Genomic DNA, 18,711 nt, shown 5'->3' on the forward strand with positions numbered 1-18,711 from the left:
ATTATTTAATTCAAACTAAAAAAAGCTGTTCGTAACGAACAGCTTTTTTGTTTGGTCTCCAATCGCAGTAAAAAAATAAACACAACACTAACCTGCGATTGAAAACAACACTGAAAAATTTATTTTTTTGCTTCGTCAATACGCTTTTGAATCAAATCCCAGGCGTAATAATGAAAAGTCATTCCGTTGCTCATCGCTACAAAAATGCCGTTTTTATAGGGTCCGCCTAAATTAATGCTGGTCACATCGGCACCATCACATTCAATTGTTGAAGTTGGAACTTCTGCGAGTAATTTATAGCTGTTTGGATTTCCGTTAACACCTTCTCTCGGATACACCATAAAAGAATTCGCCTGTTGGTTTGACACTAAAATATATCCTGTAGAGTCTGTTTTTTTATAAATCGCAATTCCTTCGTGATCGGCTTTGAAATCTTTTTGTCCAAAAAATGCCAATTCTTTATTATCATTTAAAGCCGGATCAGCTTTGTATTTTCTGATTCCAACTTGCTCGTCGCAATAGTAAACAGCTCCTAATTCATTATCAACCGCAATGGCTTCTATTTCTTTCTTTCCGCTGTAAGTTCCAAATTTGCGAACTACTTTTCCATCAGCAAACTTTCCGTTTCCAAAAAGCTCATACTGCCATAAATAACTTCCTGAAGGACCTGATTTTCTTCCCACAATAGCAAATATCTTACCGTCAGTAGGACGTGTGTACAAGGCAACTCCCATTGGATCGCGCAAATCTTCTCCTTCAAAAACCGAAATCCCTCCGTTATCTATTGGTTCTAAATTTGGCAGACTAAAAACTCTTATTTTATTGCTTTCACGTTCAGTTGTAACGGCGATATCAACTTTTTTTCCGTCAATAATTAATCCGTAAGCGATATCAACATTGTTTGGACGTTTTAAAGGAATCGATTTTTTAAGGATTTTCCCATTCAGATCAAAAGCATACAAACCACCGTCTGTATCTTTATCAGTTCCCACGATAATGCTTTTTGCAGCATCGGTTGGGTGAATCCAGATAGAAGGATCGTCAGTATCGTGAGGCAAAGCTTCGGTAACAGCTGTTGGTTTTACGGCATTTGCTGCAACCGGAGCCAGTTTATCATCTTTACAGGCTGTGAATGAAATGGCTAAAAGTAAAAAAACAAGTATCGATTTATTCTTCATTTTATTATGTGTTTGTATATAATTAGACAGAGCCGCTAAACTCTGTCTAATTTATGAAATTTAAAAAACAGTTTTTACAAGTCTAATTTCAATCCGAAATTGTAACGAGCCTGATAGTATTCAGCTTGTTTTGTATTCGATTCAATTCCCTGATAATAACGTAACGGCTGATTTGTTAAGTTGTTGGCTTCTGCAAAAAAGCGAAGTTTCGGCGTAATTTTATAAGAAGCATTCGCGTCTAAGAAAAATTGTTTATCGTAAAAACTGTCATTGTATGATTCTGAACCCAATTCATCTAAATAATCTGAAGTGAAGTTAGTAGAAATCCTGGCAGAGAAACGTTTGTTTTCCCAAGATAATGAACCGTTGAACATGTGTGGAGCTGTCCCCGGAAGACTGATGTTGTTTCTTTCATTTCCGTCTTCATCAGCAATTCCTTTTGCTTTAGACTTAGTGTAGGTATAGTTTAAATAAACACCAAACCCTTTTAAGAATTTACCAGGCAGAAAATCTAACTGACGCTGAAGCGCAACTTCAAAACCATAAACGTCAACCTTATCTCCGTTTCTTGATTGTAAAAATGACCAGTTTTCGCCTGCCGGAATTGGATTTACCTGATTTGGGAAATCAGCAGCAAATTTTGCATCTGTATATTGATTATCACTGTAGTTGTAAATGAAATCATTTAATTTTTTGTAGAAAACACCTCCTGAGATCAAACCAACCGATTTGAAATAATTCTCAACCATGAAATCATAATTGTATGAATAGGTTACATCAAGATCCGGATTTCCGGCTGTGATTTCTTTATCTGCAGCAATATTGTTTACATAAGGCGCTAGTGCATAATAATTTGGCCTTGCCAATGCTGTAGTTGCAGCCGCTCTTAAAACTAAGTCTTTTGTAGCATTGTATTGAAATGAAATACTTGGCAATAAATTAGTGTAAGAGTTTGTCGTATTGATTTGACTTTCTAACTCTTCTTCATCTAAAACGCGGTTTCCTGTATAATCGATGTGTGTGCTTTCGACACGAAAACCTAAAACCATTGAAAGTTTATCGTTAAAATCCTGATCCCATCTTACGTAAGCTGCATAGATACTTTCCTTTGCATTGTAGTTTACGGCTAAATATTCAGCCGGATCTGCTTCTTTGTCAAATAAACTGGCATTGTTAAGATCTAAACTTCCTAAGAAGTTAGCCGAAGCAAAAGTTCCCGGTACATATTTGCTTCCCGGATTATAGTTTTTCCCATCAAAATAGCTGGTTGGAACCTCAGATAATAATTCCAATCCGTCATTGATTGGCTCATAAGCATAGAAAGTGTTGTTTCTTTCTTTTTCTTTCAAACGCAATCTAAGACCTGTTCTTAATCTTCCTTTTTCACCTGCAATTACAGAGAATGGAAAACGAATATTCACTTTTGCACCAAATTCACTTTCACTTGTTTCATCTGTGTTTTCGCTTACAGAATCAAATTTAAATTCATCTGTAGATTCTCCAACCGTTGTTAATAAAGGAAATCTAGGATCTGATAAATCCTGAAACATCTCTAAACCTTTCTGACGGTATTCGATGTAACGCTCCTCAGGACGATATTCTCTTGCTTTTGCATAGTTGGCAGACCAGTCTAAATCTAATTTTGAACTGATTAAATGCTCTCCACGAATCGAATAGTTCTGAACTCGCTGATCTTCTAACCTTCTGTTTTTGTTTCTATTATTGTCAGATCCACCTTTTGTCTGACGTTTTACACGGCCTTCATAACCAATAATTTCTTCACCATTGTAAATGGCTTCAATATCATCATAAGTAGTTCTGAAACGGTTTTCTCTATCATCTCTCCAGTTATAAATTGCATTGGCGAAAATAGAGTTATTCTCATCAAATTTATAGTCTAAAGCAATCGATCCACTTCTACGGATACGCTGTACATCGTACTTTCTAATTTCTGAAGCCTGCAAATACTGGTTTCCGAAATCGTCTTTTACCCATTCGTTTTCAATGTTATCAGAACCGTAATCTACATTATTATAAGATCCGCTAACAACTACTCCTAATTTATTGTCTGCAAATCTGTTACCGTAAACTAATCCGGCTGTATAAGATGCTTTTTCACGAATTGGAAGATACCCTCCGGCAAGTGTTGCCGAGATTCTCTCACCGTTTGGAGTAGCTCTGGTAACCAAGTTTACAGAACCCCCAATAGCATCAGCATCCATGTCTGATGTAAGTGTTTTATTTACTTCGATAGTCGAAATCATATCAGAAGGAATCAAATCCATCTGAACGTTTCTGTTGTCTCCCTCAGCAGATGGAATTCGGTCACCATTTAAGGTTACAGAGTTCAGAGACGGAGCTAAACCTCTAATGATAATATTACGGGCTTCGCCCTGATCATTTTGCATCGTGATCCCCGGAACACGTTTTAAAGCGTCACCCACATTGGCATCCGGAAAACGACCTACCTGATCTGATGAAATTACGTTTCCGATATTTTTATTGTTTTTTTGCTGATTCAGGGCTTTTGCCTGACCTTTTAAGATATCTCCCACTACAACCTCATTCAATTCTGTTCCTGAAGTTTTAAGTGCAAAGTCAATGACGTTGTTTTTCCCTTCGTCAACAGTAATTTCCTGAGTGATGGCTGTGTATCCAATATATTTTACAGTTACCTGATACGTTCCAACATTAATATTAAGCAATTCAAAACGGCCATTGTAGTCAGAGACAGTGTATTTTTTTTCTCCAACAATTTGAATCATGGCTCCCGGCAAAGGAAGTTTGTCATCAGCATCTAATACCTTACCAGATATTATTGCTTTTTGAGCATACCCCGATATTGTTATCAAAAAGAGGATTGCTACTGCATAAAAATTTTTCATTGTGTGTTTGGTTTAATTTTCGATTGCGAAACTAAAACCCAAATGTTATTAAAGCCGTTAAAAAAAATTAACATAATGTTATGATTGGGGTTCCAAAAGAAAATTTTTTAATATTTAAGTAACATTAGGAACATTACACTTTTAGTTCTTAGTACATAGTCCTTAGTCTTTTGTGTATTCAATAAGGAAGAACGTAGTTTAAACGAATATGAATAATTTATACTTTACAACTAATTACTCTGAACTAAGGACTAATTACTAAGAACTGACTAATTACAAACCACCAAATAATTGATTCACAACCAAAAACAAATTGACTATTTGCAACGCAATTGAATTTTTGGCGTTAAATTTGCCTTATCAATCAAAAATCATCAATCATGTTAAAACAATTTTTTATCCTGTGCTCAGGAGCCGACCGAAATCTTCTCGAAGGCTGTTCAGAAGGCGAACAAACCAAATATGTTGGTATTGGCGCCACCGTTTTTTTTACTGCAGTTATGGCTTTTCTGGCCAGTGCTTATGCACTTTTTACTGTTTTCGACTCTATTTACCCAGCCGTAATTTTTGGGTTTGTATGGAGTTTACTTATTTTTAATCTGGATCGTTTTATCGTTTCGACCATTAAAAAGCGTGATCGTTTTATGGATGAATTTCTACAAGCGACTCCCCGAATTATCCTGGCGATTATTATTGCCATCGTAATTTCAAAACCGTTGGAAATCAAAATTTTCGAAAAAGAAATTAATACTGTTTTATTGAAAGAGAAAAACGAAATGGAATTGGCCAATAAGAAACAAATTGGCACCTATTTCAAATCGGATTTAGATAAAAATAAGGCTGAAATTGCTGCTTTAAAGACTGATATTCTAAAAAAAGAGAAGGAAGTAAATGCTTTGTACTCGACTTATATTACAGAAGCCGAAGGAACTGCCGGAACTAAAAGATTAGGAAAAGGCCCGGTTTATAAAGAAAAACGTGAAAAACACGATGCCGCCTTAAAAGAATACGAAACTCTAAAAACTACTAACGAAGCCAAAATTGCCGAGAAAGAAAAAGCAGGCAGACAGCTTCAGACTGATTTAGATAAAAAAGTTTCACAGACTCAGCCCATCATCGAAGGTTTTGACGGATTAATGGCGAGAATTAACGCCTTAAACAAATTACCCTGGCTTCCTTCATTTTTCATTATGCTGTTGTTTTTAGCAATTGAAACTTCTCCAATTATTGCCAAATTATTAGCTCCAAAAGGCGAATTCGATTTTAAACAGGAAGAAGCTGAAACCGCAATGAAAACCACTTTGGCACAAAATAAATACCAACGTGAATTACTAATTAAAACTAGTGCCGAAATGCACGATAAGGTTTACGGAGATATTTCCGGAGATAAAAACCTGTACGAACTGCAACGCAAAAATGCAACAGCGTTATTGGAATTGCAATCGAATAGTTTTGTAGAAAAACAAAAAGCAACTTTATAATTACATTTCGAAATTCAATACTAAAAGGAGAAGCCTGATTGGCTTCTTCTTTGTTTTATAAAAAATCAATCACAGGAAAAACTTCGATTAATTCCCAGAAAAGAAGATTCAATTTGGTAAAAATGTTTATTTTTCGAAAGCTTATTGGTGTAAATCCGTAGAATGTTTTAAAAGCAGCCGAGAAATGCGAAACATCTTTGTAGCCGCATTTATAAGCTACTTCGCTTACGTTTGAAGTTTTACTTTTGAATAAATTTTTAGCGTACTCCATTCTAAGCTTGGTAACATAACTTTTTACCGTAGTCTCAAAACACATTTTAAAGCCTTTTTTTAATTTAAATTCGTTTAGCGAAATTAATCTTGAAAGTTCTATAAGCGTTGGTGCATTCGTAAAATTGCGCTCTAAAATTCGTTTCGCTTCCAATAATTTTTTAAAATCCTTTTCATCGACAAGAGCTTTATTTTCAAGTCTCTTTAATGATTCGAGCTGTAAAATTAAAAGCTCTTTTATTTTAGCCTCCAGATACATTTTTTTTAAAGAGCCTGAATATTTACAATTTTTGATTTCGTGAATAACCCATTGTATTTCTGAATTAAACGGCACATATTTGGGCGTTAGATAACCTGTTTTTTTTTGCAGAATGTTTTTTGAGAATTTTTGATGAAGATTCCAGTCTTCATTAATCAGTTGAGAATAAAAATTGGGCGATAAAATAATAGACAAATAATTAATTTCTTCTAGGGCAGGAATCTTAAATGTGGCATTGAGTTTTGAAGTGTACAGGATGTTATGCGTATTTTCGGTGGTGTACTTTTCACTTTCTACATCATCAATAGCTGCTTCAACATTATTGCAGCAAATAAAATTCAGCACTACAGCTTCACCTACCATTTCAGTCCTAATTGTTTGAGAAGACGAAAAATGCATCTGAATATCAATAATCAAAATAGCATCATTAATTAGATTAGAACTGGTAATTTCTCCCAATTCTTCATTATGAATGCTGACGATTTCTTCGACAAAATGATTTTTTTGATTATCTGCACCGGTTTCTACGTTTAGAAACGGCTCTTCCTGCCCTAAAATGGTTGATTTGAATTTCAAAATATAATCCGTTTTTACAAAATAATAATCCGTTTTTCCCTATCCGTTTTAAGCACTGTCATGGTACTTTTGCTGCGAAGTTATTTATAATAAGTCTAATTAAGAACAGTTTTCTGTTAAAAAAATAATCACCTCCAATGTTTCACAAATACATTTTTACTATTCTGTTCATTTTCACGTCTTTACAGTTATTTTCGCAAGAAAATCAGACAAAAGAAAAAAAGAAAACTACAGAAAAAACTAAAGGAGAAAAAGCAGAAGCACTAGAAAACATTAACGTACACGGAAAATCCAAAAAACAAAAAATTGAGACACAAGGTTTTGCGGTTAATGTAATTGAGACAAAAGAAGCAGCTTTAAGAAACATACAAACTAACGAATTACTAAATCAAAGTGCTGGTGTCAGAGTACGTCAGGCAGGTGGATTAGGGTCGTTTGTTGAGTATAATCTGAATGGAATGGCAGGTAGCGCTATCGGAATATTTATTGATGGTATAGATATCAGTACTTATGGTTCTTCTTTTAATTTAAATACAATCCCACCGGCATTGATTGAACGAATTGAAGTTTATAAAGGTGTTTTGCCAACACATTTATCCGGTGATTTCCTTGGAGGTGCTATTAATGTAATTCTTAAAAAGGGTGGTCTGAAAAATAATTTGAATATTTCAACCTCTTATGGTTCGTTCAATACGGTACAATCTGACATCAGTGGAATGTATCGCGATGAAAAAACTGGTTTTACAGCAAAAGGGTCCGGGTTTTTTAGCTATTCAGATAATGACTATGAAGTATGGGGGAAATTTGTAAAAAACATACAGCCTAATGGTCGGGAAGAAAGAGTTAGGGCAAAACGATTTAACGATGCTTTCCGCTCTTATGGTTCTCGTTTTGAACTGGGTTACACCGATGTAAAATGGGCCAATAATTTTATGATTGGCTATACTGGTTCAGAAGCTTACAAAGAAGTACAACACGGCCAATACATGGCAACTCCATACAAGGGAAGATTTAGAGAATCTGAATCAAATATATTAACGGTAAATTACAATAAGAAAAACCTTTTTACAAAAGGATTAGAATTTACACTTAATGGTGTTTACAGCAACAGATCGCAGTATATTCAGGACACTGTAAAATGGGCTTACAACTGGTACAATGAAAAGGTTCTTGATTTATACGGAAAACCTCTGTTAACCCAAAGTGGGGCACAACAAAGCAGACCAACAATGCTTACTATTGATCAAAAAATAACCAATATTCGATCTGATGTACAATATCGTATTGCTACTAATCATAAATTAGAATTTAATCATTTATTTTATATAGCTGACAGAGAAGATAATGACGCTTTGTTAACAATTCTGGAAAACAATTATCAGGCAACAAGCAATATTACCAAAAATGTCTTTTCATTAGGCTATGAAATGCAGGCCTTTAATTCCCGTTTAAAAACAAACTTTTTCGGTAAATATTACAACCAGAAAGTAGAAAGAATAGATCCAAAAGCACAAGTGGTAAATGGGCAAACTGTAAGAGTAGAGCAAATTACTAATGATACCAGATCAACAACCGGATACGGTCTTGCAACTTCTTATGCGGTTACTCCAAATTTATTCGTTATTGCTTCAGCAGAGCAGGCGGTAAGAATGCCTTCTGAATCACAGGTTTTTGGTGATCAGGGCGAAAATTTAGTTGGAAACCCAAATCTTAGACCCGAGATTAGTAATAATTTCAATTTAGGATTCCGTCTTGATTCTTATAAAATAAAGGATCATCGCATTTCCCTCTCAGCAACGGGATTTATAAGAGATACCAAAGACAAAATTGTTGCTTTATCGAATGACAGACCGGTAAATAATATTGAAACTTTTCCATTTGAAAACCTTGCTGCCAGTCAGGCCATAGGATTTGAAGCAGAAATGAATTATGGCTTTAAAAATTTAGACATCAGATTTAATCTCTCAAAATTTAATTCTCTTTTCAAAAGTAAATTTAATGGCGAAAAAATCAGCAACAGATATAATGTTCAAATACCAAACGAACCTTTTTTTACGGCTAATGGAAATGTACAATATACCTTAAAGAATCTGTTACAGGAAAAAGCTATTCTAAACTTATTTTACTATTGTGGATATGTTGCATCATACAATACTATTTGGGTAGAATCAGACAATTATATGACACCTACGCAATTTATACAAGACTTAGGTTTGAGCTATATATTTCCAAACAAAAAATTCATACTGAGTTTTGATGCTAAAAACATATTCAATCGAGAGGCCTACGACAACTTTGCCGCACAAAAACCTGGCAGAGCTTTCTATCTAAAATTAAACTATACAATTAATAATTTTTAAATAAGTACAATATGAAAAATCAAATTTCAAACTTTTTTATGAGTACTGCTGTAATAGCAGGACTTGTTTTAACAAGTTGTAGCAGTGACAATAATAATGATGGTGGATACGAACCAGACTTAGGCAATAGCTCTCGTTGGATTACTCTGGCAGGTGCCTTGATGGGGACCAATCCTGGAGATGGAAATGGAGGTACTATGGTATATGCTGTTAGTGTAGATGATGCTAAAAACCCTGAAAAATCAATTAATGCTTATGATGATGGTTTCCATGTGAAATCACAAAGAACAGCTCGTTTACAATCATCAGAAGATGGAGCCACACTTTTTAACATTGCTTATACAGGACCTGACGGAGGTGAATTCTCAAAATATACCGTAGGTGGAGGAAAAAAAATGGTACAATCAGATGTTACTGTAAACATAGCAGCTTATGCTACTATATCTCCAAGATGGGTAAAACTTTTTGACGGAGATAAAACGGGTATTGCAGTAAACCTTTCAAATGTTAAAGTAACAACTGAGGAAGATGGAAAAACATACAAGCATTCAAGAGGAAAAGCAACTGTACTGGCTTTACATCTTCAAAATGTTTTGATCAATGGTTATAAACAATATGAACTTCCACTAGCTGCATCTGAAGAAGCTTTGGGACATTATATTTCTCGTTTAGATGGTCCTGTTTTGAATAAAGCAGGTAACAAATTAATCATTGGTGTTGCAAAAGGAAAGCATGATCCTGCAACTGGACTAGCTCACCCATCCGGAACAACTTTTACAAGAATTTCAGCAAAATCACTTGTGGTAGATTATCCTTCATTAGAAAACCCTACAATAATCTCTTCTACTATTAGTGATGGAAACACAAATGGTTACCGTAGTTTTAATAATTTCCTTGCAGAAGATGGAAATATTTATCAGGCAACTCAAAATGACACAAAAGGATCTCATATCTTAAAAATCAATTCAAACAATCAGTATGACAACTCTTATGTGTTTAGTTTAGATGCAGCTTTAGGTGTTACAGGTACTTACGTAGATGCCTGGAGATATGCTGGTGACGGAATTGCTTATGTACTTTATACACATGCTAATGCTAATGATCAGGGCTTTGTGGCACGTATTGATTTGAATACTAAAAAAGCTGAACTTGTAACCGGAATTCCTTATGATGCCGATCTTGATTTTGGACAATATCAGGGATTTGTAGTAAATGGAGATGAAGTTTTCATCGCTGTTACTCCTGTAGGAAAAGACGGTAACATCTATATTATCAACAGCAAAACTAATGTTGTTACTAAAGGTGCAAAATTAATCAACAAACCGGGTAATCATTATATCGGAGTATTTTAAACCTATTATTTTTATAATAAATAAGAAAGTCGAAAGGAGTATTTATTCCTTTCGGCTTTCTTATTTAAGACCAAATTTGTTTTAACTAAGATTCTAAAGTAAAAACAAAAAAACCTATTTCACAAAACTGAAATAGGTTTTTTTTAATATTATTCTGAATCGTTTTTCCTAAACGTTCTTCAAATTAATGATTTCCTGATCTGTCAAAAAGCGCCAGTTTCCTCTCGGAAGGTTCTTTTTGGTCAAACCTGCAAAAGATACACGGTCAATACGCAAAACATCATAGTCAAAGTTTTCAAAAATAGCACGAACCACTTTTACATTTGATGAACGTAATTTAAGTCCTACTTCGCTCTTTGGTTCATTATCAATATAACTAATCTCCTCAACAAATACACGATGCCCGTCAAGAACAAGCCCCTTACTGATTTTCTCTAAATCCTCAAATTTGAGGTTTTTATCCAATGAAACCTGGTAAATTTTAGACGATTTTTGACTCGGTAATGTAAATTTACGAATCATATCTGTATCATTTGTAAACAATAACAAACCGGTCGTATTTTTATCCATTCTCCCAATCGGAGCAATTTTTGCCGTAGTAGAACCACGAACTAATTCTAATACATTGCGATACTCCTGACCTTCATCAAGCGCAGTTGTAAAGTTTTTTGGCTTGTTCAGTAAAATGTATTCTTTCTTTTCAGGGGTCAAAACCACTCCGTCAAAGTTTACCACATCGTTCAATTTTACTAAATAACCCATTTCAGTAACCGGAACACCATTTACCTTTACGTTTCCGGACTGAATGTATATGTCGGCATCACGACGCGAGCAAACACCTGAATTCGAAATATATTTGTTCAATCGAATTTCATCTGAAGCTTTTTGTCTTTTTGGAGCCTGATTTTGTTTTTTTATTTTTTGCGCTTTCTCTTCTTCCGCTGCCTTAACAGCAGGTTTCACTTTCTTCGGCCCTTGAGCACGCTTTGCCATAGGAGGTTTTGGCTTGCTTGAGTTTGATTTTGAGCTGTTTGGTCTCGATCCGCCTCTTTTATTATTCCCTTCCTTGTTGTTCATAAATTCTGTAATTTGTGCAAAGATAGTTTATTCTTGCCAAATATTCTTAAGTTCAATGTTGTTAGATTAATAGCCTAAAATCTTAGAACGATTTGAAGCATCACATTCTGCTTTTTTAAAAACATGGGTTCCCGTTTTCCGTTCCCAATCTTTTATTTTTAAAGAAAAAATAAAAGGATTTCCACTTCAACCGGGGCTAGATTCAAACAATTGGTTTCTTTAAGCATTAATAAACAGATTTTTACCACGGAGATTCACAAAGTAAACACAGAGTTACACAAAGTTTTTTAAAGTTTCTTTGTGAGACTTTGCGAAAAATCTTTGTGAATCTCTGCTAAATAAACCTAAAAATTCGAAATCAATTGTTTCCCGTGCCACAAAACACTCGGATTAATCAAAACAATGCAAAAAACGCCGGAAACAATCAAAAACTTAAGGATATTATGAAGCAGTAAGTATTGTTCTTTCGAATTAGATCTCCAGAGATAAAATAAAAAAAACAATAATATGATAAAGCACACATAAAAATAAATATCCATATACCCCACATCATAAATATTAATCAGAACATAAACCGGAAGCACCGTCAAAATAATTAAAACAGTAATTACTTTTTTCGAAACCGTTTCATTATAAAGAATCGGAATCGTTTGATAATTATTGGCTAAATCCCCTTTAAGATTCTCAAGGTCTTTTATCATTTCACGAATCAGCAACAATAAAAAAAGAAACATAGCGTGTGATAAAATCACAACAAAATGACTTCTATGGTTTTCTATTTCGTCAAATGAAATCTGGTGATAAAAAAAATAAAGCAAAATGGCAAAAAAAGGCAGAACAGCCATAAAAGCTGCAGTAAGATTTCCAACAATGGCGTATTTTTTTATTTTATGAGAATAAAACCAAATCAGGAAAATATAAGCCGAAAAGAATAAAAAAGCACGCCAGGAAACTATCAAAGCCATTAAAGCGGCAATAAAATTCAAAGTAAAATAAACCAACAGTTTTGTTTTCTGGCTCACCAAACGATCCAGCATTGATTTATTCGGCCGGTTAATCAAATCCTTCTGGCTATCGTAAAAATTATTGATAATATAGCCTGAGGCAATCGTAATCGCCGAAGCAAAAACAATCAAAAACAAATAGAAATCCAGTATAATATCCAAGGCTCTTTTTTCGGGAGCCAAAATAAAAATAGCGGATAAATATTGAGCTATGATAATAATAGGAATGTTGTAGCCCCGCACGACAGAAAACAAACTAACAATTTTCATTACTACAAGTTTGTGCTGTCTGCTTAACATTAGATTCGTTTAAAGTTTTAGAAAAAAGTTTTCTAATTAGAATTGATAAACAACTTCTAATTTATAATCTTTTAAGGAAACTTTAGCGCGCTCTAAATCTTCTGTAAAACCCAGAATATAACCACCGCCGCCAGACCCGCAAAGCTTTAAATAATAATCGTTTGTATCGATCCCATTTTGCCAGATTCCGTGAAATTGTTCCGGAATCATCGGCTTAAAGTTATTCAGAACTACTTTAGAGAGCTTTTTAGTATTGGTAAACAACGATTTCATGTCGCCATGCAAAAAGTTTTCTACGCAGGCATCAGTATATTTTACAAACTGGTTTTTCAGCATTGCACGGAAACCTTTGTCTTTCAGGTTTTCCATAAAAATATTGACCATTGGGGCCGTTTCACCCACAATTCCGGAGTCTAACAAAAACACAGCTCCTTTTCCATCAAAACTTTGTGTAGGAATACCGGTTGCTTCGATATTATCTTTAGAATTGATTAAAATCGGGATACTCAAATAACTGTTTAATGGATCCAGTCCAGAACTTTTTCCATGGAAAAAACTCTCCATCTGCGCAAATATGTTTTTTAACTGCAATAATTTTTCACGAGTCAGATTCTCAAGAACCGTAATTTTATGGGCAGCATATTTATCATAAATAGCCGCAACCAAAGCACCACTACTGCCTACTCCGTATCCTTGCGGAATACTAGAGTCAAAATACATACCGGTTTCGACATCATTTTTTAAAGCTGACAAATCAAAAGCAACCAAATCTGGCTGTTCCGCTTGCAGATTCTCCAAATAGATGGTATAGCGTTTTAAGCTTGCATTTGAGGCAATGGCTTCTGCAGAAGGATTTTCATCTCTCTTCAATGCGCCATTATAAAAATTATAAGGAATAGAAAGTCCTTTAGAGTCGCGAATAATTCCGTACTCTCCAAAAAGTAATATTTTTGAGTAAAATAATGGTCCTTTCATAATTGAAAATTAATAATTAACAATTGATAAATTAATTATATGTTTTTAGAAGTTTTTATGATGCTTGTCAGCAATCGTAATAACTCTATTATTTTTGGTTTTATATTTTGAAACTCTACATCCGAAAGATATTTTGTTTCATACAACAAATCTAACCAATATTCTGTTTCGTTTGCTTCTTTTAATGAAATAGATAATTTATGGATAAAATCAGCTTTACTTTGGGCATGTTCAGATTCTCTTACATTGGCACCAATCGAGGTTCCGGATCGCAAAACTTGTCTGGATAATATGAACTCTTTTTTCTCACTTAAAACTTTATAAAGATTAACAATGTCAATTGCAAAAGCAAAAGATTTTTCTTTAATAATGTTTTTCTTCTCCATAAAGTTAGTGATTAATTGACAATTATCAATTATCAATTATTAATTGACTTCCAGCGCCAATTTCGTCGCAAATGTACTGACCATTTTGACAAAAGCCAACTAATTCGTTCTTAATAAATTGTAATACTTTTTTACTAACATTTCCAGGATACAAAACATGCACATTAGCACCCGCATCAAGTGTAAAACAAACCGGAGTTTTTGTTTCGGCCCTGAATTTCCAGATTGCATTAATAATTTGTAATGTATTTGGTTTCATCAAAATAAAATAGGGCATCGAAGTCATCATCATGGCGTGCAAAGTCAAAGCTTCGCTTTCAACAACTTTAATAAATTCTTCTACATTTCCACTTTCAAAAATGACGATTAATTTATCCAGGTTTTTGTGTGCATGGGCAAATCGTGTTTCAGCAAATGGATGATTGTGCATTAAATCGTGTCCAACCGTACTCGAAACCTGCTTTTCTCCTTTGTCAACCAATAAAATAGTATCCTGATAATTATGGAAATTTTCGTGAATTGTGTGCGGAAATTCAACTCCAAACAAATCCGAACTTCCTTCAATATTCTCCTGAGAGCCCCAAACCACAACATTTCCTTTTACGCTTCGGCACGCACTCCCAGAACCTAAACGGGCTAAAAAGGATGCTTTTTGATAAAAATATTCGTCTGTCATTTCCGGGTTTAGTTTTTTTTCTAAACTCATAAAATTCATTGCCAGAGCTGCCATTCCGGATGCAGAAGAGGCAATTCCCGAACTGTGCGGAAAGGTATTATGAGTATCAATCGTGAAATGATAGTCTTTCAAAAACGGTAGATATGCTTCAATTCGCTCTAAAAACTTTCTGATTTTTGGCTTAAACTCTTCTTTTGGTTTTCCTTCAAATAATAAATCGAAGGAAAAACTATCAGTCATGCTGAGCGGAGTCGAAGCATCTTTTATCTCAAAACTTAATTTGGTAATTGTTTTGCAATTTTTAAGCGTAAAACTTACCGATGGATTCGCCGGAATTTGGTTGTCTTTTTTTCCCCAGTATTTTACCAATGCTATGTTGCTTGGAGCGCTCCATTCAAAGGTCCCGCTTTCAATTGTTGAAGAATATGTTTTAGGAATAAAATCAGCTGCTGTAAACATGAATTATAAAATTTTGACAAAGATAACTTTTTCACCATATAAGTTATATAAGAAATATAAGCAGCTTTTACTAAAATGAACTTATATGAATTATATGGTTTGAAATTTTTCTTTTTGACTATTTTTGATTCAAAATTTTATTATCATGAATAAGTTCGTAAAAATAGCAATAGCATTAGTAGTTTGTTTAGCAGTAGGCTATTCTGCAAGTATAATAACAAGACCCAGCGTAGCAGAATGGTATCCTACAATTGAAAAGCCATTTTTTAATCCGCCCAACTGGATTTTCATGCCGGTCTGGACATTGCTTTATATTCTAATGGCCGTTGCTGCCGGATTAGTCTGGGATAAAATAAAAGAGCAAAAAGAAGAAGTAAAAAAGGCTTTAGGATTCTTTATAATTCAGCTGACATTAAATGCGGTTTGGTCGTATTTATTCTTCGGACTAAAAAACCCGATGCTCGCCTTAATCGAAATTGCGCTTTTATGGTTGTTGATTTATGAAACTTATCTAAAATTCACTAAAATAAATAAAACTGCTGGTTATTTATTAATCCCTTATTTGGCCTGGGTTGGATTTGCAGCAATTTTAAATACTGCTATTTGGTGGCTGAATAAATAGTTTAAAGTTTCAGGTTTGTTTTTTTCTGTTTCAAGTTTTCTGGTTAACTGATGAATCTTAATTTTTAAACTCTGTTCTCAACTTCTTAAAATCTTCATTTTTAGCATACAAAAAATCCATCGTAGCCAGAATATTTGGGTTTTCTAAAAGGATTTTAGATTTTGGATCAGCTTCGCAGAATTCTATAAAAAGCGCTGTTTCTTCGGGCTTCAGTTTCAGCTCTTTTGTCAAAAAATCAGGGTTTAAAGTACTTTTAATAAGTTGGTTAAAATCAATTTTGGGAGTTTCCTTTTTAGGAGTTTCTTCCTTTTTGAATAAATTCCGAATTTGTTTTCCAAGGTAAATAAAATCTGTTCCGTTGGGCATAATTGCTTCTTTATAACCTGCAATTGGAAGACCTACTTTTGATTTGTGAGAGTTTAATTTAATTTGTTCTATTTCTTCCTTTGACAGCCAACTAACGAATTTTTTATTCAAAACGACAACTTCTTGCAATTCTTCCGGTCTCGCCACCATATTGACAACAAGATTATTATCAAAATCATTCTGAGTGAGTTTAAATCTTGTAAAATAATATTTTTTAGAAAAAAACAACAGACTGTCTTTTACATTAGCCAAAATTGAGAATTCTCCCAAATCATTAGTTGTGGTACTTGTTTTGTCCGTTTTGTTGATGACCTCGACATCTTTTAGTTCCAAATTCTCAGAAACAACTTTTCCATGTAACAGTTTTTCAGTTTGAGAAATGCTTAACTGATAGGTAAAAAACGAAATTGTAGTAAGTAATTTTACTCTCATACAGAATTATTTAGCTGAGAGTAAAATTATTAGAATAGTCTTAACGAAAACTTGTTAAATATGTAAAATCTTGTTAAGACTTACATTAAGATATTTAAATAGAGTAAATATCAAATCAAATGTTTATAAAATATCAATCAATTCTGAAGCCGAATTTATAACCAATTTTGCACCGCTGTTTTTCAATTCTTCCTGAGTTCTGTACCCCCAAGAAACGCCAACAGGAAACATATTTGCGTTTACTGCGGTCTGCATATCGATATCAGAATCGCCGACAAAAAGGATTTCTTCAGGTTTTAAATTCCATTTTTTACTGATTTCGACAGCCTCATACGGATTTGGTTTTTTAAGGGCTTCTGTACTCAAACCAACCGCTGCATCAAAGTGATTCGGGAATATTTCTGATGCTATTTTCTTAGTCAGCTCATCGGCTTTATTGGAGAAAACCGCCATTTTGATGTTTTGCGAAGCCAAATTTTCTAACAATTCGACAATACCATCATAAGGTTTTGTTTTCAGTGTGCAGATTTTACGATATTCATTAACCATACTTGCAAAACAAATTTCGATCTGATCATCTGAATTGTTTGTTGCAGGCAATGCTTTGCTTACTAAATTTCGTAAACCGCTGCCGATAAAATATTGATAAGTATCGTAAGTATGAGTTGGATAATTCAGGCTTATAAGTACTGAATTCATAGCATCTGAAATGTCTTCTAATGAATTGACTAATGTGCCGTCTAAATCAAAAATAATTCCTTTAAATTTCATGTTGTATTAAATATTTTGAGCCAGAACAAACCCACTCGTCCAGGCATTCTGAAAATTAAATCCTCCGGTAATCGCATCAATATTCACAATTTCTCCTGCAAAATAAAGGTTTTCATGAATTTTGCTTTGCATGGTTTTAAAGTTGATTTCTTTTAAATCGATTCCGCCAGCCGTTACAAATTCTTCCTTAAAAGTACTTTTTCCGTTTACTTTAAATTCGGATTTGGTTAATTGTGAAGTCAGGCTCTGTAATTGGTTTTTAGATAAATCTGCCCATTTGGTTTCAACGTCAATTCCCGAAGCCAGAACCAAACTTTCCCATAAACGATTCGGAAAGTCGAAAGGTGATTTTTTAGAAACTGCTTTTTTAGCGTGTTCCTGCTTTAAATCTTTCAGAATTTTTTCGGTATCTTCGTAATCGATATCATTTAACCAATTGACGAAAATGGTAAACTGATAATTTTTATCGTGTAAAATGCGTGCTCCCCAGGCAGAAAGTTTCAGGATTGCCGGCCCGCTCATTCCCCAATGTGTGATTAACAAAGGGCCTGTAGATTCTAATTTGGTATGTTTTACATTTACAGTAACCTGTGCAGCAACACCAGGCAATTCCTTAATTCTGGAATCTTTGATGTTGAAAGTAAATAAAGACGGAACCGGACTTACAACAGCATGCCCGTGTTTCTGAAGCATTTCCCATATTTTTGGGTTGCTTCCAGTTGCCATCACTAATTTTTCTGTTACAAAATTATCCGATTGCGTATCAATTTTCCAATGATTTTCTTTTTTGAAAATTGATTGAACGCTTTGACCTGTCAATACTTTGATGCCTAATTTCTCTGTTGCTTTTAAAAAACAATCGATAATAGTTTGTGATGAATTAGAAACCGGAAACATTCTTCCGTCTTCTTCGATTTTTAATTCTACACCATGTTTCTCAAACCATTCAATCGTATCTCCAGAACAGAATTGATGAAATGGACCGCGAAGTTCTTTTTCGCCTCTTGGATAAAATTTAACCAATTCGTTAGGCTCAAAACAAGCGTGTGTTACGTTGCATCTTCCTCCTCCGGAAACACGGACTTTAGAAAGGACTTCTTTTCCTCTTTCTAAAATGGCAATTTTCAGTTTCGGATTTTTCTCGGCAATATTAATTGCAGTAAAAAAACCGGCAGCGCCTCCTCCAACGATGATGATGTCGAAATTTTTGATCATATTTTTTTGTTCGCCACGAATTCACGAATTTTTATTCTCTAAGATTGTCAAAAAAATAAATTCGTGA

General features: G+C 34.2%; 15 protein-coding genes. 4 read left to right on the forward strand and 11 right to left on the reverse strand.

The genetic code is table 11. The annotated features are described in order from the left end of the window. Positions 1 to 119: 119 nt before the first annotated feature. Together FLV_RS10435 and FLV_RS10440 are read right to left on the reverse strand one after the other, a co-directional pair. Entirely contained in the window at positions 120 to 1,178 is a 1,059-nt protein-coding gene (locus FLV_RS10435; RefSeq protein WP_243233676.1) for a phytase, read from the reverse strand. A 74-nt stretch (positions 1,179 to 1,252) separates the two neighbouring features. Continuing rightward, complete coding sequence (locus FLV_RS10440) at positions 1,253 to 4,063, reverse strand: TonB-dependent receptor (protein WP_243233678.1); 2,811 nt, start codon at positions 4,061 to 4,063, stop codon at positions 1,253 to 1,255. Positions 4,064 to 4,443: 380 nt separating this feature from the next. Between FLV_RS10440 and FLV_RS10445 the strand changes: the two genes are divergently transcribed. Continuing rightward, entirely contained in the window at positions 4,444 to 5,544 is a 1,101-nt protein-coding gene (locus tag FLV_RS10445; RefSeq protein ID WP_243233680.1) for a DUF4407 domain-containing protein, read from the forward strand. A 55-nt stretch (positions 5,545 to 5,599) separates the two neighbouring features. On the opposite strand, the gene FLV_RS10450 is transcribed toward FLV_RS10445, so the two are convergent. Beyond that, positions 5,600 to 6,649, reverse strand: a complete 1,050-nt coding sequence (locus FLV_RS10450; RefSeq protein ID WP_243233682.1) for a helix-turn-helix domain-containing protein — start codon at positions 6,647 to 6,649, stop codon at positions 5,600 to 5,602. 137 nt (positions 6,650 to 6,786) lie between these two features. On the opposite strand from FLV_RS10450, the gene FLV_RS10455 reads away from it, so the two are divergent. Beyond that, the gene (locus FLV_RS10455) at positions 6,787 to 9,009 is read left to right on the forward strand and encodes a TonB-dependent receptor (RefSeq protein ID WP_243233684.1); all 2,223 of its coding nucleotides are present in this window, start codon (positions 6,787 to 6,789) and stop codon (positions 9,007 to 9,009) included. Positions 9,010 to 9,020: 11 nt separating this feature from the next. Further along, positions 9,021 to 10,361: a hypothetical protein gene (locus FLV_RS10460; RefSeq protein ID WP_243233685.1), complete on the forward strand. Its 1,341-nt coding sequence runs from the start codon at positions 9,021 to 9,023 to the stop codon at positions 10,359 to 10,361. Between the two features lie 168 nt (positions 10,362 to 10,529). Here the strand turns inward: FLV_RS10460 and FLV_RS10465 are convergent, their stop codons facing one another. The 5 genes from FLV_RS10465 to FLV_RS10485 all read right to left on the reverse strand — a co-directional run bounded on the left by FLV_RS10465 (position 10,530) and on the right by FLV_RS10485 (position 15,238). Continuing rightward, positions 10,530 to 11,438 (reverse strand): pseudouridine synthase, encoded by a 909-nt coding sequence (locus tag FLV_RS10465; protein ID WP_243233687.1) that lies wholly within the window; start codon positions 11,436 to 11,438, stop codon positions 10,530 to 10,532. Between the two features lie 344 nt (positions 11,439 to 11,782). Beyond that, positions 11,783 to 12,742 (reverse strand): geranylgeranylglycerol-phosphate geranylgeranyltransferase, encoded by a 960-nt coding sequence (locus FLV_RS10470; RefSeq protein ID WP_243233689.1) that lies wholly within the window; start codon positions 12,740 to 12,742, stop codon positions 11,783 to 11,785. Between the two features lie 36 nt (positions 12,743 to 12,778). After that, positions 12,779 to 13,717 carry a mevalonate kinase gene (locus tag FLV_RS10475; RefSeq protein ID WP_243233690.1) on the reverse strand — a complete coding sequence of 313 codons (939 nt, stop codon included), beginning with the start codon at positions 13,715 to 13,717 and terminating at the stop codon, positions 12,779 to 12,781. Positions 13,718 to 13,752: 35 nt separating this feature from the next. Next, positions 13,753 to 14,103: a four helix bundle protein gene (locus tag FLV_RS10480; protein WP_243233692.1), complete on the reverse strand. Its 351-nt coding sequence runs from the start codon at positions 14,101 to 14,103 to the stop codon at positions 13,753 to 13,755. A gap of 25 nt (positions 14,104 to 14,128) precedes the next feature. Continuing rightward, a complete protein-coding gene (locus FLV_RS10485; RefSeq protein ID WP_243233693.1) occupies positions 14,129 to 15,238 on the reverse strand; it encodes a diphosphomevalonate/mevalonate 3,5-bisphosphate decarboxylase family protein in 1,110 nt (369 codons plus the stop codon). A 145-nt stretch (positions 15,239 to 15,383) separates the two neighbouring features. Between FLV_RS10485 and FLV_RS10490 the strand changes: the two genes are divergently transcribed. Then, a complete protein-coding gene (locus FLV_RS10490; RefSeq protein WP_243233694.1) occupies positions 15,384 to 15,860 on the forward strand; it encodes a TspO/MBR family protein in 477 nt (158 codons plus the stop codon). A 57-nt stretch (positions 15,861 to 15,917) separates the two neighbouring features. On the opposite strand, the gene FLV_RS10495 is transcribed toward FLV_RS10490, so the two are convergent. From FLV_RS10495 to FLV_RS10505, 3 genes are all read right to left on the reverse strand, one after another. Continuing rightward, positions 15,918 to 16,658: a hypothetical protein gene (locus tag FLV_RS10495; RefSeq protein ID WP_243233695.1), complete on the reverse strand. Its 741-nt coding sequence runs from the start codon at positions 16,656 to 16,658 to the stop codon at positions 15,918 to 15,920. Positions 16,659 to 16,781: 123 nt separating this feature from the next. Beyond that, a complete protein-coding gene (locus tag FLV_RS10500; RefSeq protein ID WP_243233697.1) occupies positions 16,782 to 17,429 on the reverse strand; it encodes an HAD family hydrolase in 648 nt (215 codons plus the stop codon). Positions 17,430 to 17,435: 6 nt separating this feature from the next. Beyond that, entirely contained in the window at positions 17,436 to 18,644 is a 1,209-nt protein-coding gene (locus FLV_RS10505; RefSeq protein ID WP_243233699.1) for an NAD(P)/FAD-dependent oxidoreductase, read from the reverse strand. Positions 18,645 to 18,711 lie beyond the last annotated feature (67 nt).

Source organism: Flavobacterium pectinovorum (genome assembly GCF_022802975.1).
GTDB lineage: Bacteria > Bacteroidota > Bacteroidia > Flavobacteriales > Flavobacteriaceae > Flavobacterium > Flavobacterium pectinovorum_B.